Origin of the sequence: Flagellimonas sp. S3867 (genome assembly GCF_014698935.1) — a bacterium.
Classification (GTDB): domain Bacteria; phylum Bacteroidota; class Bacteroidia; order Flavobacteriales; family Flavobacteriaceae; genus Flagellimonas.
Genome location: NZ_JACVMN010000001.1, coordinates 320,330 through 345,510, shown reverse-complemented (window position 1 = coordinate 345,510; position 25,181 = coordinate 320,330). Strand labels below are relative to the sequence as shown.

Here is a 25,181-nt window from a genome sequence, read left to right as displayed (position 1 = left end):
TCAATTTTGCATCAAATTCAAGATTATGTTCGGAGATTTAATGGGAATGATGGGTAAATTAAAGGACACCCAAGAAAAAGTAAAGGCAACCAAGGAACGATTAAACACAGTTCTGATTGATGAGGATTCTGCTGATGGCAAGCTAAAAATAACCATTACGGCTAATCGGGAAATCAAATCCATTGCCATTGACGATACGCTATTGCAAGACAAAGAGCAACTTGAAGATTATCTGGTATTGACCTTGAACAAGGCTATTGAAAAGGCGACCAATGTAAATGAAACTGAATTGGCCGCGGTTGCCAAAGAGGGTATGCCCAATATTCCAGGAATGGATTCTTTGTTCAAATAGGTTTCAGCCGATTTCTCGCAATACATTTAAAAAATGTGAGTGCATTTCTAGTGTATAATCCAAGTGGGTTACAATTCGGAGTTTGCCTTGGCCCATTCCAATTATGGAAATACTTTTTTCTTCCAATTTTGCCAAGAAATTTACTGAAGACATTATGGATTCATCCAACTCAAAAATAATAATGTTGGTCTCTATGGGCTCTACTTTTTGAATACAGTCCATCTTAATTAAAACCTCACCAATTTCTTTTGCTTTTTGATGGTCTTTTGCTAATCTGTCAATATGATTGTCCATAGCATAGATTCCCGCTGCTGCCAAAAATCCGGATTGACGCATACCGCCACCCAATACTTTACGAACCCGAAGGGCATCATCAATCAATTTTTTATTACCGACCAAAACAGAACCAACAGGGCAGCCCAATCCCTTGCTAAGGCATACACTAATGGAATCGAAAAGGCCCCCATAATCCTTTGGGTTTTCTTGCTTAGCAACTAAGGCATTCCAAAGTCGTGCACCATCCAAATGATAGTTTAGGCTGTTATTGTTGCAAATGGTTCTGATTTTTTTGAGTTCATTAAAATCCCAACAAGCACCACCGCCTTTATTGGTCGTGTTTTCAATACAGACCAAAGTGGTTAATGGGCTGTGATAAAAATCAGGTGGGTTTATGGCTTGTTCAACCTGTTCAGCGGTCATCATTCCTCTGTTCCCATCTACCAATTTGCAGGACACTCCACTATTAAAACTTACCCCTCCCCCTTCATAATTATACACATGGGCATATTTATCACAAATCAATTGTTCACCTGGATTGGTGTGCAATTTAATCGCCGTTTGGTTTGCCATAGTACCACTTGGGAAAAACAGCGCAGCTTCCATTCCAAAGTAATTGGCCATTTTTTCTTCCAAAGCATTGACACTGGGGTCGTTTTTAAATACATCATCACCCACTTTGGCGGTCATGATCGCCTCCAACATTCCGGGCGTAGGCTTGGTAACGGTGTCGCTAATTAAATTTATTTCCATCGTGCTGGTCGTATTCTTGGATAATTAGATTACTGGATTGGTTCATTGTGGATTTTTAATTAATGAAAACAATCCATACCAATTGGAGATCCATCTGGAATTTTTGGGGCAGAAATCACTTCAAAATTATTCGGAGCTTTGGTGAAGGCATCTATTCTTCTGACCATTTCGGCGGCAATTGGATTTCTTCCGTTGCTCAACAATGAGACTTTGAGGGACCTCAATGTTTCGTTTGCAATTGCATTAACTTGTGGATGTACCTGTTGATGGGCAGCCAAATTCATGATATGATACAGTACCCTAAAATTGATGGTTTGCTGTACCTCGTTCAAATATGGGTCCTTGTTGCTTTCTTTAACAGTGTTTTCAATCAATCTTTCCAAAAGTTGTGATAAACCCATTTGATCTTTGTCCAAGCTCTTTTGCTGAATCAATCTAGAGGCGCGTTCAGGATGCAATAAAAGACCCAAGGTCATATCTGCTGCTGTTTCGGCCGCTGATAAAGCGTCAAAGGTCACCCCGCTTCGCCCATTAAAAGATTCCCTCGATTTTCCATAACCGATAGCTCTTGGTGGAAATAGTGCTAATTTTTCCTTGGGAATCGCAATGTCAGACGCGTTCAACGTCTTAAAAATGGTTTTCAGTGCATTTTCTTGACTTGTTTGACTAATGGGGTAAACCGTACGCTGTCCATCACCTTTCACGGTATAATTGTAATCCAAACCTCCAATCAATTTAGAAACTGCTTCGGTTTGGTATCTGTGGAAAAAATAGAGTGGCGCAAATACATCCTCCAAAACGGAATTGGATTCTCCTGTTCGGATATTATCGATAGAGAAATTGGCAATTGCAGTTTTCCTGATTTTCATGACATTTTCCAATTCCTGTGAAGCGTTTCTGCCATTGTCCCACAAATGCGCCAAAGCATGTGCTCCACCTCGAGGTCTGGCATCTTGATCGGAAATATAGCGCAATCCATCAGTTTGGGCTTGTTGTAAAATGCTATTCAAACCCTCTTTTTCATTCGTGTTATTCGGAAAATCTGTGTACGAATAGGCCACGGTGACTTTGTCCCATGCCCCTATTCCTGTATCGTATGCATTGCTAAAATCAATATTATCACCTTCCAAAGTAAATTGTGGGTGTGGGTAATCCATCACAGAAGCTCTACCGTTTGTGCTAGCTGCAAAATTGTGGGCAAAACCAAGGGTATGTCCGATTTCATGTGCGGACAGCTGTCGGATTCGGGCTAATGCCATATCCAACATAGGTTTATAGTTTTCATCTCGCTCAGCGAAGGGTTTGTTCATTAATGCTTGTGCAATCAAAAAGTCCTGTCTTATTCGTAAACTTCCCAAACTCACATGTCCTTTAATGATTTCTCCGGTCCTCGGGTCTGTAATGCTACTTCCATAACTCCACCCCCTAGTTGATCGGTGTACCCATTGAATCACATTGTAGCGCGCATCCAAGGGGTCGGCATTATCGGGTAACATTTTCAATTGAAAGGCATCCTTGTATCCTATGGCTTCAAAAGCCTGGTTCCACCACTTTCCACCATCCAATAATGCAGAGCGCACAGGCTCGGGCGTTCCGTTGTCCAAATAATAGACAATGGGCTCTACAGCTTCACTCACCTCCGCATTCGGGTTCTTTTTCTTCAATCTATGGCGCGTCACAAATCGTTTTAAAATCGATTCTTGTACGGGTGTGGCATAATCGTAATATGAAAATGGGTAAGAGCCGCAGCGTGGGTCAAATTCCCTTTTTTCATAATTGTCATCCGGTAATTCAATAAGTGAATGGTGCTGAGCCACTGTTACCAATGCCGGATTCGGGGCAACTGAACGTATCCAATCCCCTTCGGGGCTCCCTTTAAAAGTAAGCGTCACATCAAACTCAACATTTTTTGGAAACGCCTTGGTACGCTCAAAGGCCAAAGCACTTTTGGACGCATCTAAACTATATGACCCTTGTTTGGTATTTTTTAATCGGGAAGAAACACCATGTGCATCCCGCATTAGAAAATCAGTTATATCAATCAAATAATTTCCTTTGGACTCCTCCTCTATTTTAAAACCATGCAAAACGGATTTTGCAAAAGCCTGTTCCACCGATTTTTTTTCAAGTGCATTTTGGGTAATTGCCCTGAACTTTAGATTGGGTTGAACCAGCAATAGTTTGTTTCCGGCCTTTTTGAAAAAAACCACTTGTTCGTTTCCAAGTTGTCCCCTATCCAATCCAATGTCATTGCTTCCAATTCCACTGCTTAGGGAATAGACATATAAAAAATCGCTATTCAGTTTATCCACCTCCAAAAATATTTTATCAGTGGCATCATCATAATAGAAATTAAAGTACCCATTGAACTTTTGATAGTCCTTGGTCTTTTCAAAATTCTGGGCACTTGAAAAATTACATAGAAACAGTGCGGCAAGAAGGTAAAGGGTATATTTTTTCATGTCAAAAAGAGTTCTTGCTAAAATTATATAAATTTCGTTGCCTGACTATACCGAAATAGTATTTTTGCTTGAAATTATTTGTATGGTAACCACAGATCAGCAGAAAGATCTTATTGAGCGCCTCGGTGCGTTAAGGAGGTATCTTTGACATTGATGCCAAACTTATTGAAATAGAGAACGAAGAAGAGCAAACTGCTGCTCCCGGTTTTTGGGACGATCCCCAAAAGGCCCAAGTTCAAATGCAAGCCTTGAAATCCAAAAAAAAGTGGATTGAAAATTTCAATGCGGCCGTGTCCCTTGTTGGTGATCTGGAAGTCTTGATGGAATTTCAACAAGCTGGAGAGGTCCCTGAAGATGAAGTTGTTTCGCATTTTGAAAATGCTAAATTGGCCATTGAGGACCTAGAGTTCAAGAACATGCTTTCTGAAGAGGGCGATGAACTTACCGCTGTTTTACAAATAACAGCAGGTGCCGGTGGTACGGAAAGTTGTGATTGGGCAGCTATGCTCATGCGGATGTATTTAATGTGGAGCGAAAAAAACGGATATAAGGTCAAAGAACTCAATTACCAGGAAGGTGACGTTGCCGGAATCAAGACCGTAACGCTTCAAATTGAAGGCGAATTTGCCTTTGGATGGCTGAAAGGTGAAAATGGAGTGCATCGTTTGGTACGCATCTCTCCTTTCGACAGTAATGCGAAACGGCATACGTCATTCGCATCGGTATATGTTTATCCTCTTGTGGATGATACCATCGAAATTGAGGTGAATCCCGCAGATATCGAAATCACTACAGCACGTTCCAGCGGAGCGGGGGGTCAAAATGTGAACAAGGTAGAGACTAAGGTTCAGCTAGTTCATAAACCAACGGGCATCCAAATTTCTTGTTCAGATTCCAGATCACAACATGATAATAGGGCAACGGCCATGAAAATGTTGAAATCGCAGCTTTATGAGATTGAATTGCGAAAAAAACTAGAAGCTAGAGCTGAAATCGAATCCTCAAAAATGAAGATTGAATGGGGGTCTCAAATCAGAAACTATGTGATGCATCCTTATAAATTGGTCAAAGATGTACGTACTGCAGAAGAAACCGGCAATGTTGATGCCGTTATGGATGGGGACATTGATTCTTTTTTAAAGGCCTTTTTGATGATGATGGGGCAGAAAGAAGAATGAGGTTAGAGGCATAAATTTCATTGATAATTGTACATTGGTAATTGTACATTGCTAACTGATAATTGAATATTTATGATTAAAATTTATCACAATCCCAGATGCAGTAAGTCTAGACAAGGATTGGAATATTTAGAAAAAACTGGAGAAAACTTCGAAGTGGTACGATATTTGGAAAATGTTCCCACGAAAGAAGAACTTGAGGATATCATTTCATATCTAGGTATTGCTCCTGAAGAACTGATTCGAAAAAATGAAGCTGTTTGGAAGGAAAAGTACAAAGGCAAAACATTGTCGCATGAAGATATTGTCAATGCAATGATTGAAAATCCAAAGCTCATTGAACGTCCTATTATTATCAAGGGGAAAAAAGCGGTAATTGGAAGACCGGCAGAAAACATAGACGCATTATTATAGCGAATAATCGCGTTTTTAAAAGATTTTAGACATCTTTGTTAATTGTAACAAGCTATTTTGTAGCCTTTTATCTCATTGTTGTATTAGATATTGAATTAAAATACTATGAAAAATAAAAAAGCCCTCATATTATTTGCGTTGCTAGGAATATTCTTCTCAGATGCCCTAATAGCGCAATACGGCTATGGAAATCGATATGGTAATCGATACGGTCGACAACGGAGTACCATTCCACAAGCGCAAACTCCACCTAAAGAAGAAGAGGCCCTGACCGCAGAGCAAATTGTTGACGAGCAAATGCCCTCTATTACCGAGGCGTTGGAATTAAACCCGTTTGAAGAAGCGGTTGTTCGCACCACGTTGGTAAAATCGATTCAACAACGCATCGAACTGAGCATACTGCAATTGGAGCCCAACAAAATGAAAGAGGAATTGGAAAAGATAAGGGACACCCAAGATGAAGAGTTAAAGGCCGGACTCCCTGAGGATAAATATTTTGCTTTTGTAGAACTTCAGGAAAACCAGTTCAGGGCAAAGAAAAAGAAAAGCAAAAAAAAGAAGAAAAAGAAAAAATCCAAGGAATAAAAAAAGAGGCTTAAAGCCTCTTTTTTAGTTATTATTCGTTTCGCTTGGCACGTTTGGCCTCACGTCTTTCTTTATACATTTCCATTAGGTTGCCAAACAACCAGTATGGCACCACAAAAGTCAACAAAAAAATCATCAGCCAGAAACCGATGGTCAAGATGGTCAAAAAAGCTAAAAAGCCTAAATATTGGTCAAAATCGAACATTGTTTTTTCCTTTTGTTCAGCAAAGATACCCTCATTTATGTAAAAAAAACAAATCTCTCTTAAAAAAATGTTCAATTGTAATTATGTTTTATGAATATCATTCTTCGAACACCTAAATTTGTATATAGAAAAATGTGAACAATGAGCTTTAGAATAGAAAAAGACACCATGGGCGAGGTAAAAGTGCCTGCCGATAAATATTGGGGAGCACAAACGGAAAGGTCAAGAAACAACTTCAAAATTGGCGTTCCTGCCTCCATGCCGTTAGATGTGGTTTACGGATTTGCGTATCTAAAGAAAGCCGCTGCTTATGCAAACCATGAGTTAGGGGTGCTTGCGCAGGGTAAGAGAGATTTGATAGGACAGGTCTGTGATGAAATTCTTTCTGGGCAGCATGACAACCAATTTCCTTTGGTGATTTGGCAAACAGGTTCGGGAACCCAGAGCAATATGAATGTAAATGAAGTTGTTGCCAATAGGGCCCATGAAATTGCTGGAAAGAAAATCGGTGAAGGTGAAAAAACCATCCAACCCAATGATGATGTAAACAAAAGCCAGTCGTCAAATGATACGTTTCCGACCGGAATGCACATTGCAGCATATAAAAAGATTGTAGAGGTCACCATTCCTGGTGTTGAACAATTGAGAAACACACTTGATAAAAAATCAAAAGAGTTTAACGAAGTGGTCAAAATTGGACGTACACATTTGATGGACGCCACTCCCCTAACCCTTGGTCAGGAATTTTCTGGATATGTTTCCCAACTGGATCATGGACTGAAAGCCTTAAAAAACACTTTGGAGCATTTAAGCGAATTGGCTTTGGGAGGAACAGCGGTGGGAACAGGACTGAACACCCCAAAAGGATATGATGTTTTGGTCGCCAAATATATTGCAGAATTCACAGGTCTACCTTTTATAACCGCTAAAAACAAATTTGAGGCATTGGCCGCTCACGATGCCATTGTAGAAAGTCATGGTGCTTTGAAACTATTGGCAGTTTCCTTAAATAAAATTGCCAATGATATTCGTATGATGGCCTCCGGTCCACGTTCAGGCATTGGTGAAATAATTATTCCTGCAAACGAACCTGGAAGTTCCATTATGCCAGGAAAAGTGAATCCAACCCAATGTGAGGCAATGACCATGGTGTGTGCACAAGTAATTGGTAATGATGTTGCAGTGAGTGTGGGAGGTACACAAGGTCATTATGAACTTAATGTTTTTAAACCCATGATGGCAGCGAATATTTTGCAATCGGCCCAATTGATTGGAGATGCCTGCGTTAGTTTTGATGTGAATTGTGCTGTGGGCATAGAACCCAATCACGAAGTCATTAAAACACTTTTGAACAATTCACTCATGTTGGTTACTGCGTTGAACACCAAAATCGGATATTATAAAGCGGCAGAGATTGCCAATACTGCACATAAAAATGGCACCACGCTACGCGAAGAAGCTGTTAATCTTGGCTATGTAACCCCTGAGGAATATGACGAGTGGGTAAAGCCAGAAGATATGGTGGGTAGCTTAAAATAGATTGTTTAGAAATCATAGAATGAAAAAAGCCCGGCGCATATTGCGACCGGGCTTTTTTTATAAATATGGATAGTGTATACTATTTCAATGTGAACTTAGAAGTTCCCAACAATTTTAGACCGTTGTCATAAACATTAACCATGTAGTTTCCTTTCTGGAAATCTGACGCAGGCTTGTTGATGTAGTCACAAACATCCAAAGTGCTGTTTTCATAGTAAAAGTTAGTTCCTTTACTATAAGTAATGGATGCTCCTTCTTCTGTAGATTTTGAAAAGCTATCTCCCAATACATTTCCTTGGGGATCCAAAACCTCGATAAAGAACTCTCTGTCTCCAGCTTCTGCAATTACATTATCAGCAACAGTAAAACATACTTTAAACTTATCAGTAGACTTAGCTCTTGAAGTAGAAACCAATTTACCACTGTTTCTTTCTCTTACAGCATCAACTGTGAAAGTAGATAGGCTAAGAGCAGAACCTCTTTCAACGGCATCAGCCAATTGTGTGTTCTGAACAACCAATGAATCGTTGAATACTGTTTGTGCTTCCAACTCAGCAAATGTACTGTCTCTTTCCATGGCCAACAAAGTGTTGGATGAAGTCAAAGAGTCAACTTGCTTCAATAATTTTTCTCTTTCAGCTTTAAGAACACTTACTTGTCTTCTATATCTTGACAAAGAAGCAATATCAGCCTTCATTCCATGTACAGAATCAATGTACTTTGCAATATTATCTCTAGCAGCTACCAATTCTTCATTAGTCGCATTGCTCTCCAAAATGGCCTTGTCATATTCAGACTTCAGGTTGTTCAAATCTTCAACAACCAACTCTTTTTCTTGAGTAAGCGCCGTAGTGGTCTTCTTCTTATCTTGGTAAAGACTTACAGTATAAATAATAGTTCCTAAAAGAACCACCCCAAGCAAGCCAGCTATTACCTTTAATCCGTTGTTACTTTTTGTTTCAGTCATAACTTTTTAATTAATTGATCCTTAGTTTAAAGTATTTAATCAATCGCGTTTGGTTTATATACGCTCAGGTTTTTATTTTGGATTTTTCTATAATAAAATTTGTTAAAAAAACTATTCAATATCCAGTTAAACCCTTAATTTTAAAAGGAATAGATTATTCTAGGAAGATGAAAGAAAAAATTGTGACTATACTATTATTTATGTTTTTTATGCTTTCTGCGGAAAATATAAATGGTCAGGACGAAAGTTCTAACACCATAAAAATCACCCCAATAGAACACGCAACCGCTGTTTTGGAATGGAACAACATCACTATATATATTGACCCCGTAGGCGGCAAAAAGGCTTTTGAAAATCAGAAATTGCCTGATTTGATCTTGATTACCGACATACATGGAGACCATTTCAGCTTGGAAACCTTGCAGGAATTGGATACAAAAAAGGCAAAGATTATAGTCCCCCAAGCAGTTGCCGATAAAATTCCAGATGAGTTCACTCCGCAAATTGATGTGTTGAATAATGGCGATACCAAAGAACGGTACGAAATACAGGTTGAGGCAATTCCCATGTACAATTTAAGGAACGAAGCCTTGAAATTCCATAAAAAAGGTCGTGGCAATGGTTATGTGCTGAACATGGGAGGAAAACGTTTGTACTTTTCTGGCGATACGGAGGACATTCCTGAAATGAGAGCCTTGCAAAACATTGACAAAGCTTTTGTTTGTATGAACCTACCTTATACCATGACTGTTAAAAGTGCCGCAGATGCCGTTTTGGAATTTGAACCCAAAGAAATCTATCCATATCATTACCGAGGTCGCCCAAACGTGAGCGATGTAACGAAGTTCAAGGCACTTATAAATGATGGAAATTCCAATATCAAAGTGATTCAGCTGGATTGGTATCCGCAAGATGATTTTTAAGCAATAAAATAATAAAGGGTTATCTACGTTAAACTAAGAGACTTAACCAAAATCAAGACTGAACCATGGCTCCCAAATCCCTTGTTTTGTTTGCTTTTGCATTCATTTTTGCAATTAACTCCTCCTTTTCCAATCAATGTGACAATTATTATGCAAAGGTCACCTATGGCCTGAGTCATTCCAAAAAAGCATTGGGTGCTACCAATTTTGAACATCAAATGTATTATGCCGAACGGGCAAGGAAAGCCCTTGAGCAATCAAAATCATTTATGGCTGAATGCGGCTGTGCCAAAACTGAGGACAAAACGTTGGATGTTTTAGAGACCCTGGACAAGGCCATTGAACCTGTTGATTGGGATGCTGGAAGGTTTTTTTCTAAAAAGGCATTGAAGCAAATCAATGAATTGATCACCATTTTAGATGAATGTACCTTAGGCAAACCCACCATCATTGTTGAAGATAGTGCAGAAAGCACCATTGAAAATGAAGCTTACGTAGATACCGAAGAAAATGACGGAGTTTCCATGGAAATGGAAATGATCAAAGTTTTTGATAAACATGCCAAGGACCGATTAAAATCTACCGAAAGGTCCATTGAACAATTGATACAATTTTCCAAATCGTTCGATTCCAATTCAAGTGGAAAAGAAAATGACCCCAATAGTTTAATAGCCCATCAGAAGGCCTATTTGCTAGACGCTAAACAACTGCTGGAACAAGGGTTAAAAGCACTCGAAAAAGAAAATTAGAAGTTCCTTACCGAATTAATTTCTTGTATTTGATACGCTTGGGCATTATATCAGTTCCCAGGCGTTTCTTTTTGTTCTCTTCATAATCCGAGAATGAACCTTCAAAGAAATACACTTGCGAATCTCCTTCAAAGGCCAGAATGTGTGTACATATCCTATCCAAGAACCATCTATCGTGGGAAATAATCACAGCACAACCGGCAAAATTCTCCAAACCCTCCTCAAGAGCACGTAGCGTATTTACATCTAAATCATTTGTCGGCTCATCCAATAGCAATACATTACCTTCTTCCTTTAGGGTCATCGCCAAGTGAAGCCGGTTTCGTTCACCACCAGAGAGCATGTTCACCTTTTTATTCTGTTCACTTCCAGAAAAGTTGAATCTGCTTAAATAGGCTCTTGAATTTACCTGTTTTCCACCCATCATCACAAGTTCTTGGCCATCGCTAAAGTTTTCCCAAATGGTTTTGTTGGGGTCAATATTCGAATGGCTCTGATCTACATAAGCAAGTTTTGCAGAGTCGCCAACGGTAAACTCGCCCTTATCCGCTTTCTCTTCTCCCATGATCATTCGGAAAATTGTGGTCTTACCAGCTCCGTTTGGACCAATAATACCAACAATTCCGGCCTGGGGAAGGTTGAAATTCAAATCCTCGTAGAGCAATTTGTCTCCATAAGCTTTGCTTACGCCTTTGGCTTCAATCACATTCGTTCCCAATCGCGGTCCGTTGGGAATGTAGATTTCCAGTTTTTCCTCTAACTGTTTCTGATCTTGGCTCAGAAGTTTATCATAGTTTTTAAGACGTGCCTTCTGTTTGGTCTGTCTTCCTTTTGCACCCTGTCTTACCCAATCCAATTCGCGCTCCAAAGTCTTTTGCCGTTTGGAGGCTTGTTTGCTCTCCCGTGCAAGTCGTTTTGACTTTTGGTCCAGCCATCCCGAATAGTTTCCTTTCCACGGAATACCTTCTCCCCTATCCAATTCCAAAATCCAACCAGCTACGTTGTCCAAAAAATATCGGTCATGCGTCACTGCAATGACGGTACCTTTGTACTGCGCCAAGTGGTGTTCCAACCAATGAACGGACTCAGCATCCAAATGGTTTGTAGGCTCGTCCAATAGTAATACATCAGGTTCTTGGAGCAACAAACGGCATAAGGCCACCCTTCTTCGCTCTCCACCTGAAAGCACTCCGATTTTTTTATCAGATTCAGGTGTGCGCAGGGCATCCATGGCAATTTCAAGTTTAGTGTCCAGTTCCCAAGCATTGGATGCATCAATTTTATCCTGAAGTTCCGCTTGCTTATCCATCAACTTTTGCATCTTGTCGGCATCCTCATATACTTCCGGTAAACCGAACATATCGTTGATCTTGTTGTATTCATCCAAAATGGCAACCGTTTCAGCTACTCCTTCCTTCACTATTTCCAATACAGTCTTCTCTTCATCCAGCTGGGGTTCCTGTTCTAAATAACCTACAGTATAGCCCGGAGAAAACACTACATCACCCTGATAGTTCTTGTCAACACCAGCAATAATTTTTAGCAAGGTGGATTTACCAGAGCCATTGAGACCCAAGATTCCAATTTTAGCTCCGTAGAAAAAGCTGAGATAAATATTTTTTAAAACTGGGGTATTGGCCGTTTTAAACGTTTTGGTGACCCCAGACATTGAAAAGATGACTTTCTTATCGTCTGACATTTGGTTGTATTAAGTTATGTAAATGGAAGTTATACGCGGCCTTTAAGTGCATTGAAAACCCATGCAATGGCAAAAAAACCAATGCCGACAGCCGCAAATCCGTAACCGGCGACCTCATCATATTTAAAGGCACCCAGGGCTATCATTCCCAATCCCACAAAAATCATTATCCATGTTGCCCATGCGAGCACTGTATTTTTATTCATTCCCATATGTTGTTGGTTTGGTAAAAAATCAAATATCGTAAAAAAAAGAAATAATCCTAGATGTCCGGAGTTCTTTATGTTTCAAAAGGGAATTTAATGCCAGTTTTTCTTCTAACCGTATCCATAAGATCCACCAAATCCAGGCTATTTTGATGGGTCCATAAGGGGCTTTCCAATCTATTGTTTATAAGACAGTCATGCACCTCCAATATTTCATGCACAAAGCCAATCCCTGTTCTTGGAAGATCATTTTTTTGAGACTCTTTTTGTTTTACCAGGGAATATCCATCTGCCTCATGCCAGCGCGGTGGGATAATAATTTCTCCTTGACTCCCAGAAATTTTGGCTTCCATTTTTGAATCACTTGTCAACCCGCTATATAAAACTGCTTGGGCATTGGGGTATTGAAAAATCATAGAAGTCTGTATTTCGGTTCCATTTGGATGAAAATTGGAAGATGCTTGAATTTCTTCAGGCATTCCCAAAATCAGATAGGCCAAGAAAATGGGATAAATTCCAATGTCTAGCAAGGAACCTGAAGCTAAATCTAGATTCAAAACCCTGGAATCTTCATCTCTATCCAATCCATAGAAGGCAAAATCGGCATACACATAAGATACATTTCCTATTTCTCCCGAATCAACAAGTTGTTTTGCCTTTTTTATGGATGGATTAAAGCGCGACCAAAGTCCTTCCATCATAAAAACCTTATTTTGTTTTGCAGCTGCAATGATTTCTTCAACCTCTACCCTATTAATACCCAAAGGTTTTTCACAGAGTATGTGCTTTCCTTTTTCCATGGCCTTAATGGCCAAATCTTTATGAAAATTATGTGGTGTGGCTATATAAACTATATCTACAGCATTCGAAGCGAATAAGGAATCATAACTATCAAACACCTGGGGTATTTGAAACTCATCGGCAAAACTTTGCGCCCTTTCCAGATTTCGGGAAGCAACTGCCGAAACCGAAGCAGTGTCAACCAATTTTAAATCTGAAGTGAATTTTCTGGCAATGTTTCCGGGGCCGATTATGCCCCATTTAATTTTACTTTTCATACGGAACCAAAAGTAATGATTATAACTCCTTATCTTAGCAACAAGATGAAATCGCAGTACAAATTATGGATATTGACTTCAACAAAAATGAAGACCACAATAAATTAAAGTTAGCTGAACTCCGCAAAAAACTGACCCAAGTTAAGCTGGGCGGTGGCAAAAAACGTATTGAAAAGCATCACGCCAAAGGAAAAATGACCGCCCGAGAGCGAATTGATTATCTTTTGGATACTGATTCGCAAAGCATTGAGATTGGAGCTTTTGCCGGAGAAGGTATGTACGCCGAACATGGTGGATGTCCTTCCGCTGGGGTTGTGGTAAAAATTGGATACGTGCAAGGCAAACAATGTGTTGCAGTTGCGAATGATGCCACGGTTAAGGCCGGTGCATGGTTTCCTATTACCGGAAAGAAAAATCTAAGGGCGCAAGAAATTTCCATTGAGAATAAATTACCCATTATCTATTTAGTTGATAGCGCTGGAGTATACTTGCCTATGCAAGATGAAATTTTTCCTGATAAAGAACATTTTGGAAGAATCTTCAGGAATAATGCCGTTATGAGCAGCATGGGAATTACCCAGATTTCGGCAGTAATGGGAAGCTGCGTAGCAGGTGGGGCGTATCTGCCCATAATGAGCGACGAAGCCATGATTGTTGACAAAACCGGCAGTATTTTTTTGGCAGGAAGTTATTTGGTGAAAGCCGCCATTGGAGAAAGCATAGACAATGAAACCTTGGGAGGCGCTACCACGCATTCGGAAATAAGTGGGGTAACTGATTACAAAGCCAAAAATGATAAAGATGCCCTGGATAAAATCAAACGTATTGTTGGTAAAATTGGGGATTTTGAAAAAACAGGATTTAATAGAATTGAAGCCAAGGCCCCTGTTGAAAATCCGGAGGACATTTATGGAATCTTGCCTGCTTCCCGTGGAGACCAATATGATATGATGGAAATCATCAAACGTTTGGTAGACGATTCAGAGTTTGATCAATACAAGGAAGGCTACGGAAAAACCATCCTAACGGGTTACGCCCGAATTGACGGATGGGCCGTTGGCATTGTTGCCAATCAGCGAAAGGTGGTCAAGACCCAAAAGGGAGAAATGCAATTTGGCGGTGTCATATACTCGGATTCCGCCGACAAGGCTACTCGTTTTATAGCCAATTGCAACCAAAAGAAAATTCCATTGGTGTTTTTACAGGATGTGACCGGATTTATGGTAGGCAGTAAAAGTGAACATGGCGGAATCATAAAAGATGGTGCCAAAATGGTGAATGCGGTCAGTAATTCTGTTGTACCCAAATTTACCGTGGTCATCGGTAATAGTTACGGGGCCGGAAACTATGCCATGTGCGGCAAAGCCTATGATCCAAGACTCATTGTTGCATGGCCTAGTGCAGAATTGGCCGTTATGAGCGGAAATTCGGCTGCAAAGGTGTTATTACAAATTGAAAAAGCCTCGCTGGAGAAAAATGGCGAAAAGTTGGATGCACAAAAGGAAAAAGAGTTGTTCGATACAATAAAACAACGTTACGACCACCAGATATCGCCGTATTATGCGGCAGCACGCCTCTGGACGGATGCCATTATAAATCCATTGGAAACCAGAAATTGGATATCGATGGGAATTGAAGCTGCCAATCATTCTCCTATTGAAAAGCAATTCAATATGGGAGTGCTGCAAGTATAGTTACTGCACTGTAAATTTTGCAAGTTGCTGCTCGTCTCCAGGTTCTTGTAGGCGAACCATAAATTCTTCGCTCTTTTGGTTTGGTTTACCAAAGTTGTACTGCACTGTGCATTTTAAGAATGTTGGTGTTTTACTCCCAGAAGTCCTATTACCCAAATAGGTGACGTTTAAAATCCAGTCACCAATGGTCTCGGCTCCTACAATCTCAAATTGTTCGTTGCTGAAACCATGCTGCAATTCATTCAAGATTCGCGCACGATCAGCTGTTTCGGTATGTTCCCAGTTAAAAAATCGTTTTTGTGGGTTTACAACCTGAACAACAAATTCGGCATCGGCATTGTTCCAGTCCAAAAACAATCGTGCGTTGTAGGTAAGGTTGTTCCTATATTTTTGGTCAACCTTGCTTAGATCAAGATGCGCCCGTTCTTTGTTCACCAAATTCCTGATTTCTGTCCCTACAACTTTTTCAATACCTCCAAAATTCAATTGCTCATTGGCAGACCCGTTCACAATTCTATTGAACATGTTCAGCGCCTCTTGATGATTTCCTACATTTTTGTTTGCCATCGCAACATCAAAATAGGGTTGAATCTTGTTCGGGAATTGTTCCAACATCCTGTTTGCAGCTGAAAGTGCCATGTTATGGTTTCCGTTTTCTGTTGTTTTCAGAAACATTCCACGGAGTTCATCATAACTAGGTTGTTCCTTTTCCAGTATATTGGTTAGTATCCGCTCTGCTATTTCATTATTTGAACTATAAAAGAACGCATACACATCCAGGTAATACTCTGGAGTGTTGGCATATTTATTTCTTTGTTTTAAATACATATCATAAGCTTCCTGAACGTTTTTACCTTTTTTCAATTCTTTAAGGTACGGGGTCACCAAAGCTTTATTACTCACTTTTATTTTACCGTCATAAACATTGTTGGTGAGTCTAGCCAAGTCCCTTTTTTCACCTTTAGGGCCAGCAACCTGAGCGGTTTTCGTGGTAATCAACAATACTCCATTGGCACCCATGCTACCAAAACGATTGGTAGCTGCCAAACCTTTTAAAACTGTGATTTCTGCTATGTTTTGCGGATCTATGAATCCTGTGCCTGTAATTCTGCTGGGAGCTGCCGTGTCATTACCTCTTTCAGGTGCTGCATCTGCCAGACCTACCGAACCAGAGTTTGCTCTACTTGTTGGAATCCCATCAATAACAATCAATCCATAATTATTTCCCAGAATAGAATTACTTGGACGCATAGTGATTTGACTTAAATCATCGTTTTGACCTAATTTAACACCAGAAAACTTCCCTTGAATTGCATTATTTCCCGTGGTGGCAATATCTGTTATATCTTTATCTGTTATCGATTGGACGGCATAGCCTAGTTTCTCCTTGCTTTCCTTTCCATAACCGGTAGTTGTTTCGCCTGTTTGAACTTTTACATTATCGGTAACCACTACTTCATCTAGCTGTATGCCCCTATCTTCAAATGAAAAATCTATGGATAAATCATCTCCAAGAACCTCTACTTTTTCATTGTTTCTATAGGATATTACCAAAGTATCGCCTACCACTGCATTAATTTTGAAAGCCCCAGATGTATCCGATTTTAAAAATTCACTCCTATTTCCTTTGATATAAACTTCGGCATTGGGCAAACCAGTCGTTCCCTTGTAAATATTACCGGAGTAAACCTGGGTATTTGATTGATTTTTTATACTTCGATTTTCTGTAAGATTTACCAAGTTGCCATTGTTAACTATTGCCAACAAATTAAGGCTTGCCCTATCAAAATCTTTTTTACCGTTTATCACATGTAATTCTCCATCAAAATTGGGCGTGGTCGCGCCCAAAGTTTGTTTTCCATCTGTAAACAAAAGAATATCACCGCCTTGAGCGTAGTCTTCTAAAGGCGCGAAGAAGGTACCTCCATCATAATCTACACTTTTTAATTTTTCTTTTATGCCCAACCAATCTCCATCAACTACTTTGAATTCATCTTTTGAAATAACTTGGTTACTGAAAGTCAACAATACCACATTTGCATCTAGGGCATCTTTGAAGTAAGCATCCAAAAAATAGAATTCCTTTTCCAGGTTTCTGTTCACCATTGAATGGGACACATCCCAGTAAATATCCACTTTTTTAGATGTTTGACCGATAGCAGATTGTAAAGCGGAAAATAAGACTACTATAATCAGCTTAATGTATAATTGTTTCATGGTAATTAAATATTGTGTAGAATCCTGTTTAAAAATATCATTTCAATTCCAACAACGCTAAGTTGATTTCATAAATGCCAGTTTAGGATTGATAAATTTCAATTTCAGTTTCTTAAATGCGTTTTGACCCTAGGGATCAACATTAATTCTGTTTGCCGACCATTTACGTATCTAAATCCTTCTTCTCCATAAAAACCAGCTTCCTCCAGCATCACCCGTATATCTCTTTTCCATTCGGGAATATGGACGGTCGTGTTCAATTCAATAGCATACACCGTGTTTGCATTCAAGGGATAGTTTTCACCATCATCTTTCATAACACCTCCTTGTGAATCCCACATGCCAATTGTGGTGCCTGCCGAATGTCCATAACTCCCCAAAGGGTGGGTATAAATTGCGGGACGAAGCCCAGCATCCTTTGCTTCCTGCAGCGATTTGGCCAAAATTTCGTTTCCCGTTCTGCCTTTTATCATATTTGTGGTTAAAAAGTCCTGCACTCGATTTCCATCTTTTAAAGCATCAACCAAAAATTTGGGGGCGCCTTGCTCGTTGGGTCTTAAAACATAGGCCAGCTCTTGGCAATCGGTATTCAATCGTAAATAGGTAATCCCAAAATCACAATGCAAAAGGTCTCCTGGTTGAATTGTCAAATCATCCGGTCTACCTGAAAACGAATATAAATGCCCGACCAACTTCTCGCTGGTTCGTTGTACGTCAACCGTAGGGTGAAACCAAGTTTCGAGCCCTAAATCAGTCACTTTTTGTCGCATCCACCATTCTACCTCGGTTGTTGTGGTGATTCCAGGAGTAATCACTTTTTCAGAAAAAGCATCAGCAATGATGTCGTGGGTAATATCAACAAGTTGATCATAAACAATCATCTCCCTTTCTGTTCGTGTCTCTACCCACCCTACAGCCAGCTGTTCCGCTGAAACAACTTTGGATTTATACTTTTTGGGCAGATTAGCTATAAACTCTTCATAATCCGTCTTGTCCAACCCATCGGCTATATTGTGGTCTTTTGAAAAATTTAATCCAATTTTTTCTGGATTTCGTTCTTCAATGAGTTGTATTAACCGTTTCCATTGATTGGGTTCTTTTTCTTTATCCCAAGCGGACTGAATGCTTTTGCCAACATTATATCGGGCCACAGCCAATTTATCAATGCTTCCTGTTGCTTTGTTCCTATAAAATAATAGAATGGTCCTACGTCTGGCATTTAACCAAGTGGCCGGTAACATTGTTTTTAGCACCGGGTCTTCATTGTATTCTCTAGAGATAAGCACCCACATATCAATCCCGGTCTTATCCATCAAATTGGGCAGCAGGGTATTGAAACGCTCTTCAAGAATCTCATCGACCACCCTAGCCCTTTCTACTTCAGGTAAAATTTGTTGGGCAAAGCCAATAAAAGGTGTTGAAAGCAACAGAAATAAGATAATTCTTGTCATGAAAGCGGTTTATCCGCTTAATTTACGAAACTTACTTTATTTGAAGTAAGGTTTTTTCTCTTTGGATTTTACCGTTCTTAGTTTCTACGAAAGTCCTGATGGCAATGATTTCCTTCGGAACCTCGTATTTACCAATATCATCTAAGCCTTTGATTCGCTCAAGAAGTTTTTCTGCGAAAATATTGTCGGATTCAATAAGCAATACCAATTTCTGTCCCAAAGAATTATCTGGAACGCCAGCTACAAAAAATCGAGAAGGGATTAGCGACGTTAGTTTCTTCTCTATTTGTTCTGGAATGAGTTTAATTCCACCAGAATTTATAACGGAGTCATACCTACCCAACCATTGAAAGGTAGTTTCGCTGATTAAATCCACAATATCGTTGGTAGCCACTTCGTGGTCTGAAATTCTTGGGGCGGAAATGACCAAACAATCGCGACTATCCTTGGAAAGGGTAATGTTCGGAAGGGTTTCGAAGGTGTCCGTCTCTAAGCTAATTTTGTCACCGTTCAATCTTTTAGCGGCTATATGGGTTATGGTCTCCGTCATTCCATAGGTTTCAAAAACGGCATTTGAAGCTGTTTTCAAAGCTTTTTTTAATCGTAAAGAAATTGGTGCTCCTCCAATTATCAGAGTTCTTATTTGAGTTAATTGCCCTATGGAGTTTTCAACTTGCAAGGGAACCATTGCAGCGAAATCAAAATTGGTTGTGATACCAGTTAGAGGAGTTGAAGAGGGTTCTACCGATTTTAGCTTCAAGCCCAGAACCATGGCTCTTACCAACATCATTTTCCCTGCAATACCAGAACATGGAAGACAAAGTAAGGCTGAATGACCAGCAGCTAATCCAAAATACTTGCCAGTTGCACTGGCCGAATTGATCATATGCTCCTTCTTGAGCTCAATGTTTTTTGGATTTCCTGTGGAACCGGAAGTAAAAACTTCCAAGGTACCCTTGTCAGATACCCAATCCAATAAGAATTCACCCATTGGAATCTCATGGTCCTCACCTTCTTTGACTAGACTGTAACCAACTTCTTGAAGCTCATCGAATTTATAATGGACTCCATTCAATTTAAAATCAGGATGCGTACTATGCCAAATTGGATTCACTATTGTTAAGGGCTGTAAATTCATCTTCGGTCAATACTTTTCCGAATAACTTTTGGTTCCAATTTTTCCACCCATATTTTTTGCCAAATACAAATAGTAGTATCGGGAAAACAACGAATACGGGAATCAATGCATCCCATCCCAAAGCGGGTTCTGAAATATCCTTATAAATGGAATGTGTCTGAAATGCGGTCCAATCCGCAGTTACCAAAAGTGCGGTAATTAAGTTATTTGCGGCATGAAACCCAAGTGCTAGTTCTAGTCCTTCATCCATCAAGGTCATAATCCCCAGAAAAAATCCGGTGCCAATGTAGTATACCATTATGCCCATTCCCAATTTCTCCACCTCAGGGTTTGCAAGATGCATCAACCCAAATAATACCGAGGTGACCACTAACGGTACCCAACGTTTTTTTGTCAATATCCCAAGCCCTTGCATCATATGTCCTCTAAACAAATACTCTTCAAAACTTGTTTGCAATGGAATTAAAATAATTGCAATGACCGCCAGGGGGATAAACTTGGACCAATCCAAATTAAAAACATAATCATCGGGGGAAAAATAAATGTCTATCCCTGTCAGTAAAACGGTTAATCCTCCCCAAAGTGAGAATGCATAAAGTATCCGTCTCCAATCGATTTTCTTTCTCGAAGTGGTCAAGGAAGTAATGGATTGCCTGTGTACCAAATAGGTCCATCCCAAAACAACAAACAAACCGACGGCCAAAGGTGCCAAAAGTATGATTAGAACCACGTTTGACCCCAATTGGTCAATCATCTGCTGCATGGCATCTTCAACACTTACTGGTGATGTAACGGTCGCCACATAATTTAAGGCCATGAAACCAATAAATCCCAAAGGGATTATAAAGTACTTCCAAAGTCCGATATCACCCTTATATCCTTGTTCTATATACATAAATCTTCTATTAGATTAGTTCTCCATGCTTTGGCGCTCCTATAATACAACTTTCCATCTGCAACTTCTAAAGGACAATCAAAATTATTGCTATACAAACTACCTGTTCCCAAGCCCTGGGGCATAGCGGTTTTCTGGCTGTACGTCCATTGTGCAATGGCATTGAGTCCTATATTGCTTTCTAAGGCGCTCGTGGCCCACCAACCAATTTGCTGCTGTTTCGCCAAATTTATCCATTCTTCTGAACCTTTAAAACCACCAATCAAACTTGGTTTTAGAATAATGTATTGTGGCTTTATGGTTTGTAGCACGTGCTCTTTTTCAGTTACATTATAAATGCCAATTAATTCTTCATCCAGTGCTATGGGCAAAGAAGAAGTTGCACACAAATCTGCCATTTTCTCCCAATTACCGGGTTTTATAGGTTGTTCAATGGAATGAATTTCAAATTCGGCCAGTTTGTTCAATTTATCAAGAGCTTCTTCTGGCGCAAAAGCTCCATTGGCATCTACCCGAAGTTCTATTTGATCCACTGAAAAGTTGCTTCGAATAGATCGTAAAATATCTAACTCCTTCTTAAAATCGATAGCCCCAATCTTCATTTTAATGCATTGAAAACCTTGCTGCAGTTTTTGTTCCAATTGGGAAAGCATAAAAGCTTCATCTCCCATCCAAATTAACCCATTGATTGGTATTGGAGCCTCTTTTGAGGTAAACTCTGAAGGAAAAAGTTGAAAAGGTGTTTGGGATTGAAGGGATAAAAAAGCTTGTTCCAATCCAAATTGAATGGATGGAAAACTCAAGAGTTGTGCAAACAATTCCTCTTGACCCAAATGAATATTATCACAAACCCATGAAAGTTTTTCTTCGTATTCGGGAACATCATCTACACTTAATCCTCTTAATATTCCGCACTCGCCTATTCCATATTTACCATTATCACTAAGAATGAGGAACCAAGTTTCTTTTTGGGTCATTACTCCCCGGGATGTTCCACTGGGAATCTTAAAATCAAGAATGTACTTTGTATAGGTAGCTTCCATTCGGTTGCTCCAAATTTAGTCATATTTTGAATTAAAACGTATGAAGAGATCTCGACTCTCCTCGAGCTGAGAACTAAAAATGAATAACATTAATTAAAGTTAAACCAGAACCGTACACCTTCATCGGCCTTATCAATATTGAGTTTGGACTGTAATTGGTTTACAAGTCGGTTCATGAGGCGGATTCCCATGGAAGAATGGGTTCGTTCTTCGGTATCTTCGGGCAGACCAATACCATTATCGGTGTATTCAAAATAACCTTGCCCACCGTTTTTTCTAAGGTGAATGTAAATCTTCCCGTTTTCATCATTCTCTGGAAAAGCATATTTGAAAGAATTCGAAACAAGCTCATTCAAGATAAGTCCAAATGGAATGGCACGATCGATGTCCAATTCAGTTCCTTCGGCATCAATGGTTATGCTTATGTTATGTCCGCCTTTTTTGTAAACGGATTGTACGCTATTTATCAAACTTTCGATGTAACCCTGCATTTCAATGACGGATAAATCATCGTTTTGGTAAAGCTTTTGATGAATCAGTGCCATAGCTTTCACCCTACTCTTGCCTTCTTCCAAAGCTTCGATTGCCGATTTGCTTCGCGTGTTCTTGGTTTGCAGACTTAACAAACTGGATACCATCTGAAGATTGTTCTTCACCCTATGGTGTATTTCTTTCAACAGGGAATCTTTTTCCACCAAAGCATTTTCAATGATATGCTTTTGCTCCGCTATCAAACGTTGGTTCTTTATACTTTTAAGATAGGCATAGACCAAGCCAGCGAAGCCCAGAAGTGTAAAAATAAGGGAGATAAATACTAGGTTGATTCGTTCGTCCTTGGCCTTCATTTCATTTCGTGCCAATTCATTGATTCTTTTTTGTTCGTCAATCAGGCGTTGGGAGTTTTCCAAATCTTCATTGGCAACTATGGTCACCAACTGTTGTTTAATGATCGAGGATTGCTTTTGGGTCAATGAATCTTTTATTCTTTCGTTTCGTTTGTAATATGTTGCTGCATTTTTAAAATTCTCAACTTTGTCATAATAGGCAGCAAGCAAACTATTACGTTTAATATTTTGAAGTAAACTGATACTGTTGAAATCCTTGTCCAAACTCCTTTTAGCTGACAAATATTTTTCCAACTGCAAGTTCGCATCAGCCAAGTTTAAGGTGTTTTCAATCACTTCATTCCTGTAGTGGGTGTCCGATGTTGACGATAAGGCTTCTATACTACTTTCCAATAATGGTATAGCTTCCTCATATTCACCTAAAAGCACATGGCACTTACCAATATTGCCTTCTATTTCAGCTTTTAAAAGGTCACTTTCAAAAATTTGTTCTTCTGTCTTTTGTGCAGAAATATCATTGATAAAAACATCAAGATAGGCCTTGGCCTTTTTAAGCTCGCTTACGGCCGTAGGAGCCGAATTGTCCAATCTTAGGTAGTTACCCACCTTATTGTGGTATTTTGCCAATCCATAGGAATCATTGTCCGCAATGGTAGGCTTTACCTCCATTATATATTGGTTTCTGGCCTTTCGGTGCAATCCTAAGTTGCTGTAGATATCATAAAAGGCGACGTTATCTGTAAAACCAAGCTCTCTCTTTTCCTTTCGCACTTCAATTTGCTTGTCGTATAGTTGAAGATTGGCATAATTGTCATCCAAAACTTCAAGAACAACCTTTCTTGAATCTGAATCCAAGGAATCTTTAAGTGCGTACAGTTCTTTGGCCAAAGCAGTACTTTTATCATACTCGCCTAAATCATTATACACCTGTGTTTGCATTACCATGTAGAGTCTGGCTGCAATGGTATCATTGGTTTTATGGGCGTTTGAAAGATAGACCTTAATGGTATCCAACCAATCGTAAGCGGAGTTCACATTATAGCGGTCTACGGAACTAAAAAAAGTTTCAAACCTATTGGATGAACCATTGGCGGCCTGGAATTCTTTTAACGTGCTGATTTCATCATCTTGTGCAGATTGGGCTGATGCACCCAACAGAAAAGCGAAGAAAAATATCGTGGTTATTTTTTTAAAATAGTCTACCATGTATTTACCAAAGGTATCAGCAGCAAAATTTCAACTACCTGTTACAAATTAATGTTTCATTTCGTGTAAAAATGAACCTATTCTCGGTTTGAATGCCCCAATGCCAAACACCAAATACCTGGCAAGTTTTTAAGTGACCATTCTATTATTAGAACGTAGGTTTACCCACAAAATTAAATGCTTGCTATATGACTTATTCACTATTGTTGTGAAAGTGCCAATTTCTGTTGTGAAAAAGACTCAGGTGTATGCAAAAGTCACTTTATCGATGTTTTGTGCATTTCATAGAATCGCCAAAGCGGTCCAATTGTTTTGCTAATCAAAAAAGGCCCTATCCTTTCGAACAAGACCCTTTTACGAGAACACTATATGAAAATGAAAAAATTACTTTTCTGAACTAATAACACTGCTAAAGTATAGGCATCTACAATGAGTAGAAAACTATTGTTGTGAACACCTTAAAAGTTGTTGTCATTGAAGTAAATGTAATTGTAACATAAAAAAAGTGCCCCAATCGGGGCACTCTTAAATATTATATTAAATGCAATGCTTTAGCTATTCATTGAGGATATAATGAACTCCTTAAAATCCTTGGATATGGGAATAAGGTTATTATTAATCATAATATCCTTTGAATTTATGGCATCAATATGGTCTACATTAACGATGTACGATTTATGAGCCCTGTAGAATTTATTCTTAGGGAGTTTCTCCAAATAGTCTTTTAGGGGCGACCGTACAAGAAACTTCTTATCCACCGTATTAACTTCCAAATACACATTGTCCGCTTTGATAAACTGAATGTCACCAAACTGGATTCTGTAATACAAATGTTGTTTTTTTACGAAGATGGAATCTTTTAAAACAGAATTGGAAGTAAAGGCGTCACCTTCATTCCCAGCTATCTCTTTCGTTTTCTCTTTTCTAGCGTAATTGAAATTGGATAGTGCAATTTCTATGGAGGTATATAAATCTTGTTGCTCAAAAGGTTTTACCAAATAACCATCAGGTTTAACCATTTTCGCATTTTCAACCGTAGCTCTGTCCGAGTTGGAGGTTACAAAAATGAAAGGAATGTTATATACATCTCTAATATGTTTCCCAAGATCTATACCTGTTTTGTCCGAAGCAAGAATAATATCAATGAGCACCAAATCAACATGGTTGTTCTTTAGTACGTCAACGGCCTGTTCATATACAATTACATTGTCAACAATCTCATACCCGATTTCTTCAAGCATCGATTGCATATCATCAGCAATAATTACATTATCCTCTACAATTAGAATTTTAATAGGGTGTTCCAAGTCGATTAATGTTTAGTGG

Annotated in this window: 22 protein-coding genes; 8 read left to right on the top strand and 14 right to left on the bottom strand. The window is 39.3% G+C overall.

The features are described 5' to 3' along the window. The first annotated feature begins 25 nt into the window (after window positions 1-25). Entirely contained in the window at window positions 26-352 is a 327-nt protein-coding gene (locus IAG46_RS01550; protein WP_190808559.1) for a YbaB/EbfC family nucleoid-associated protein, read from the top strand. Between the two features lie 3 nt (window positions 353-355). Here the strand turns inward: IAG46_RS01550 and IAG46_RS01545 are convergent, their stop codons facing one another. After that, window positions 356-1,381, bottom strand: coding sequence for a low specificity L-threonine aldolase (locus tag IAG46_RS01545; protein WP_190808558.1), 1,026 nt, complete (start codon window positions 1,379-1,381; stop codon window positions 356-358). Window positions 1,382-1,440: 59 nt separating this feature from the next. Next, window positions 1,441-3,843, bottom strand: a complete 2,403-nt coding sequence (locus IAG46_RS01540; protein ID WP_190808557.1) for a zinc-dependent metalloprotease — start codon at window positions 3,841-3,843, stop codon at window positions 1,441-1,443. An 82-nt stretch (window positions 3,844-3,925) separates the two neighbouring features. Here IAG46_RS01540 and prfB point away from each other — a divergent pair. The 3 genes from prfB (at window position 3,926) to IAG46_RS01525 (ending at window position 6,020) form a co-directional block, all read left to right on the top strand. Then, window positions 3,926-5,021 (top strand): peptide chain release factor 2 gene (gene prfB, locus IAG46_RS01535; RefSeq protein WP_190808556.1). Its coding sequence is split into 2 segments (ribosomal slippage): window positions 3,926-3,988 and window positions 3,990-5,021, totalling 1,095 coding nucleotides; the frame shifts between segments, so codons are not numbered across the junction. A gap of 72 nt (window positions 5,022-5,093) precedes the next feature. Continuing rightward, a complete protein-coding gene (gene arsC, locus IAG46_RS01530; protein WP_190808555.1) occupies window positions 5,094-5,435 on the top strand; it encodes an arsenate reductase (glutaredoxin) in 342 nt (113 codons plus the stop codon). A 105-nt stretch (window positions 5,436-5,540) separates the two neighbouring features. Further along, entirely contained in the window at window positions 5,541-6,020 is a 480-nt protein-coding gene (locus tag IAG46_RS01525; RefSeq protein WP_190808554.1) for a hypothetical protein, read from the top strand. Window positions 6,021-6,051: 31 nt separating this feature from the next. On the opposite strand, the gene IAG46_RS01520 is transcribed toward IAG46_RS01525, so the two are convergent. Next, window positions 6,052-6,225, bottom strand: coding sequence for a hypothetical protein (locus IAG46_RS01520; RefSeq protein WP_190808553.1), 174 nt, complete (start codon window positions 6,223-6,225; stop codon window positions 6,052-6,054). A 141-nt stretch (window positions 6,226-6,366) separates the two neighbouring features. On the opposite strand from IAG46_RS01520, the gene fumC reads away from it, so the two are divergent. Further along, on the top strand, window positions 6,367-7,764 hold the full coding sequence (gene fumC / locus IAG46_RS01515) for a class II fumarate hydratase (RefSeq protein ID WP_190808552.1): 1,398 nt from the start codon (window positions 6,367-6,369) through the stop codon (window positions 7,762-7,764). Between the two features lie 79 nt (window positions 7,765-7,843). Here the strand turns inward: fumC and IAG46_RS01510 are convergent, their stop codons facing one another. After that, window positions 7,844-8,731 (bottom strand): hypothetical protein, encoded by an 888-nt coding sequence (locus tag IAG46_RS01510; RefSeq protein WP_190808551.1) that lies wholly within the window; start codon window positions 8,729-8,731, stop codon window positions 7,844-7,846. A gap of 167 nt (window positions 8,732-8,898) precedes the next feature. On the opposite strand from IAG46_RS01510, the gene IAG46_RS01505 reads away from it, so the two are divergent. Both IAG46_RS01505 and IAG46_RS01500 read left to right on the top strand, forming a co-directional pair. After that, complete coding sequence (locus IAG46_RS01505; RefSeq protein WP_190808550.1) at window positions 8,899-9,654, top strand: MBL fold metallo-hydrolase; 756 nt, start codon at window positions 8,899-8,901, stop codon at window positions 9,652-9,654. A 65-nt stretch (window positions 9,655-9,719) separates the two neighbouring features. Further along, the gene (locus IAG46_RS01500; RefSeq protein ID WP_190808549.1) at window positions 9,720-10,403 is read left to right on the top strand and encodes a hypothetical protein; all 684 of its coding nucleotides are present in this window, start codon (window positions 9,720-9,722) and stop codon (window positions 10,401-10,403) included. Between the two features lie 7 nt (window positions 10,404-10,410). Here the strand turns inward: IAG46_RS01500 and ettA are convergent, their stop codons facing one another. The 3 genes from ettA to IAG46_RS01485 all read right to left on the bottom strand — a co-directional run bounded on the left by ettA (window position 10,411) and on the right by IAG46_RS01485 (window position 13,366). Then, on the bottom strand, window positions 10,411-12,102 hold the full coding sequence (ettA, locus tag IAG46_RS01495; RefSeq protein WP_190808548.1) for an energy-dependent translational throttle protein EttA: 1,692 nt from the start codon (window positions 12,100-12,102) through the stop codon (window positions 10,411-10,413). 29 nt (window positions 12,103-12,131) lie between these two features. After that, the gene (locus IAG46_RS01490; protein ID WP_168796318.1) at window positions 12,132-12,308 is read right to left on the bottom strand and encodes a CAL67264 family membrane protein; all 177 of its coding nucleotides are present in this window, start codon (window positions 12,306-12,308) and stop codon (window positions 12,132-12,134) included. A 74-nt stretch (window positions 12,309-12,382) separates the two neighbouring features. Next, window positions 12,383-13,366, bottom strand: a complete 984-nt coding sequence (locus tag IAG46_RS01485) for a Gfo/Idh/MocA family protein (protein ID WP_190808547.1) — start codon at window positions 13,364-13,366, stop codon at window positions 12,383-12,385. A gap of 65 nt (window positions 13,367-13,431) precedes the next feature. On the opposite strand from IAG46_RS01485, the gene IAG46_RS01480 reads away from it, so the two are divergent. Continuing rightward, window positions 13,432-15,060 (top strand): acyl-CoA carboxylase subunit beta, encoded by a 1,629-nt coding sequence (locus IAG46_RS01480; RefSeq protein ID WP_190808546.1) that lies wholly within the window; start codon window positions 13,432-13,434, stop codon window positions 15,058-15,060. Here the strand turns inward: IAG46_RS01480 and IAG46_RS01475 are convergent, their stop codons facing one another. From IAG46_RS01475 to IAG46_RS01445, 7 genes are all read right to left on the bottom strand, one after another. Further along, window positions 15,061-17,277: a TonB-dependent receptor plug domain-containing protein gene (locus IAG46_RS01475; protein ID WP_190808545.1), complete on the bottom strand. Its 2,217-nt coding sequence runs from the start codon at window positions 17,275-17,277 to the stop codon at window positions 15,061-15,063. A gap of 104 nt (window positions 17,278-17,381) precedes the next feature. After that, window positions 17,382-18,728 (bottom strand): M24 family metallopeptidase, encoded by a 1,347-nt coding sequence (locus tag IAG46_RS01470; protein ID WP_190808544.1) that lies wholly within the window; start codon window positions 18,726-18,728, stop codon window positions 17,382-17,384. A 31-nt stretch (window positions 18,729-18,759) separates the two neighbouring features. Continuing rightward, the gene (locus IAG46_RS01465; RefSeq protein ID WP_190808543.1) at window positions 18,760-19,866 is read right to left on the bottom strand and encodes an AMP-binding protein; all 1,107 of its coding nucleotides are present in this window, start codon (window positions 19,864-19,866) and stop codon (window positions 18,760-18,762) included. After that, window positions 19,823-20,761, bottom strand: a complete 939-nt coding sequence (locus IAG46_RS01460; protein WP_190808542.1) for a CPBP family intramembrane glutamic endopeptidase — start codon at window positions 20,759-20,761, stop codon at window positions 19,823-19,825. The genes IAG46_RS01465 and IAG46_RS01460 overlap by 44 nt, the downstream gene beginning before the upstream one ends. Continuing rightward, a complete protein-coding gene (locus IAG46_RS01455) occupies window positions 20,752-21,804 on the bottom strand; it encodes an o-succinylbenzoate synthase (RefSeq protein WP_190808541.1) in 1,053 nt (350 codons plus the stop codon). The genes IAG46_RS01460 and IAG46_RS01455 overlap by 10 nt, the downstream gene beginning before the upstream one ends. A gap of 89 nt (window positions 21,805-21,893) precedes the next feature. Continuing rightward, entirely contained in the window at window positions 21,894-23,855 is a 1,962-nt protein-coding gene (locus tag IAG46_RS01450) for a sensor histidine kinase (protein ID WP_190808540.1), read from the bottom strand. Between the two features lie 551 nt (window positions 23,856-24,406). Then, window positions 24,407-25,162, bottom strand: coding sequence for a LytTR family DNA-binding domain-containing protein (locus IAG46_RS01445; RefSeq protein WP_190808539.1), 756 nt, complete (start codon window positions 25,160-25,162; stop codon window positions 24,407-24,409). Window positions 25,163-25,181 lie beyond the last annotated feature (19 nt).

What these genes read in the sequence shown, in the direction of transcription:
- IAG46_RS01550 (WP_190808559.1), top strand. Translation starts at nt 26, where the DNA reads ATGTTCGGAGATTTAATGGGAATGATGGGTAAATTAAAGGACACCCAA.
- IAG46_RS01545 (WP_190808558.1), bottom strand. Translation starts at nt 1,381, where the DNA reads ATGGAAATAAATTTAATTAGCGACACCGTTACCAAGCCTACGCCCGGA.
- IAG46_RS01540 (WP_190808557.1), bottom strand. Translation starts at nt 3,843, where the DNA reads ATGAAAAAATATACCCTTTACCTTCTTGCCGCACTGTTTCTATGTAAT.
- arsC (WP_190808555.1), top strand. Translation starts at nt 5,094, where the DNA reads ATGATTAAAATTTATCACAATCCCAGATGCAGTAAGTCTAGACAAGGA.
- IAG46_RS01525 (WP_190808554.1), top strand. Translation starts at nt 5,541, where the DNA reads ATGAAAAATAAAAAAGCCCTCATATTATTTGCGTTGCTAGGAATATTC.
- IAG46_RS01520 (WP_190808553.1), bottom strand. Translation starts at nt 6,225, where the DNA reads ATGTTCGATTTTGACCAATATTTAGGCTTTTTAGCTTTTTTGACCATC.
- fumC (WP_190808552.1), top strand. Translation starts at nt 6,367, where the DNA reads ATGAGCTTTAGAATAGAAAAAGACACCATGGGCGAGGTAAAAGTGCCT.
- IAG46_RS01510 (WP_190808551.1), bottom strand. Translation starts at nt 8,731, where the DNA reads ATGACTGAAACAAAAAGTAACAACGGATTAAAGGTAATAGCTGGCTTG.
- IAG46_RS01505 (WP_190808550.1), top strand. Translation starts at nt 8,899, where the DNA reads ATGAAAGAAAAAATTGTGACTATACTATTATTTATGTTTTTTATGCTT.
- IAG46_RS01500 (WP_190808549.1), top strand. Translation starts at nt 9,720, where the DNA reads ATGGCTCCCAAATCCCTTGTTTTGTTTGCTTTTGCATTCATTTTTGCA.
- ettA (WP_190808548.1), bottom strand. Translation starts at nt 12,102, where the DNA reads ATGTCAGACGATAAGAAAGTCATCTTTTCAATGTCTGGGGTCACCAAA.
- IAG46_RS01490 (WP_168796318.1), bottom strand. Translation starts at nt 12,308, where the DNA reads ATGAATAAAAATACAGTGCTCGCATGGGCAACATGGATAATGATTTTT.
- IAG46_RS01485 (WP_190808547.1), bottom strand. Translation starts at nt 13,366, where the DNA reads ATGAAAAGTAAAATTAAATGGGGCATAATCGGCCCCGGAAACATTGCC.
- IAG46_RS01480 (WP_190808546.1), top strand. Translation starts at nt 13,432, where the DNA reads ATGGATATTGACTTCAACAAAAATGAAGACCACAATAAATTAAAGTTA.
- IAG46_RS01475 (WP_190808545.1), bottom strand. Translation starts at nt 17,277, where the DNA reads ATGAAACAATTATACATTAAGCTGATTATAGTAGTCTTATTTTCCGCT.
- IAG46_RS01470 (WP_190808544.1), bottom strand. Translation starts at nt 18,728, where the DNA reads ATGACAAGAATTATCTTATTTCTGTTGCTTTCAACACCTTTTATTGGC.
- IAG46_RS01465 (WP_190808543.1), bottom strand. Translation starts at nt 19,866, where the DNA reads ATGAATTTACAGCCCTTAACAATAGTGAATCCAATTTGGCATAGTACG.
- IAG46_RS01460 (WP_190808542.1), bottom strand. Translation starts at nt 20,761, where the DNA reads ATGTATATAGAACAAGGATATAAGGGTGATATCGGACTTTGGAAGTAC.
- IAG46_RS01455 (WP_190808541.1), bottom strand. Translation starts at nt 21,804, where the DNA reads ATGGAAGCTACCTATACAAAGTACATTCTTGATTTTAAGATTCCCAGT.
- IAG46_RS01450 (WP_190808540.1), bottom strand. Translation starts at nt 23,855, where the DNA reads ATGGTAGACTATTTTAAAAAAATAACCACGATATTTTTCTTCGCTTTT.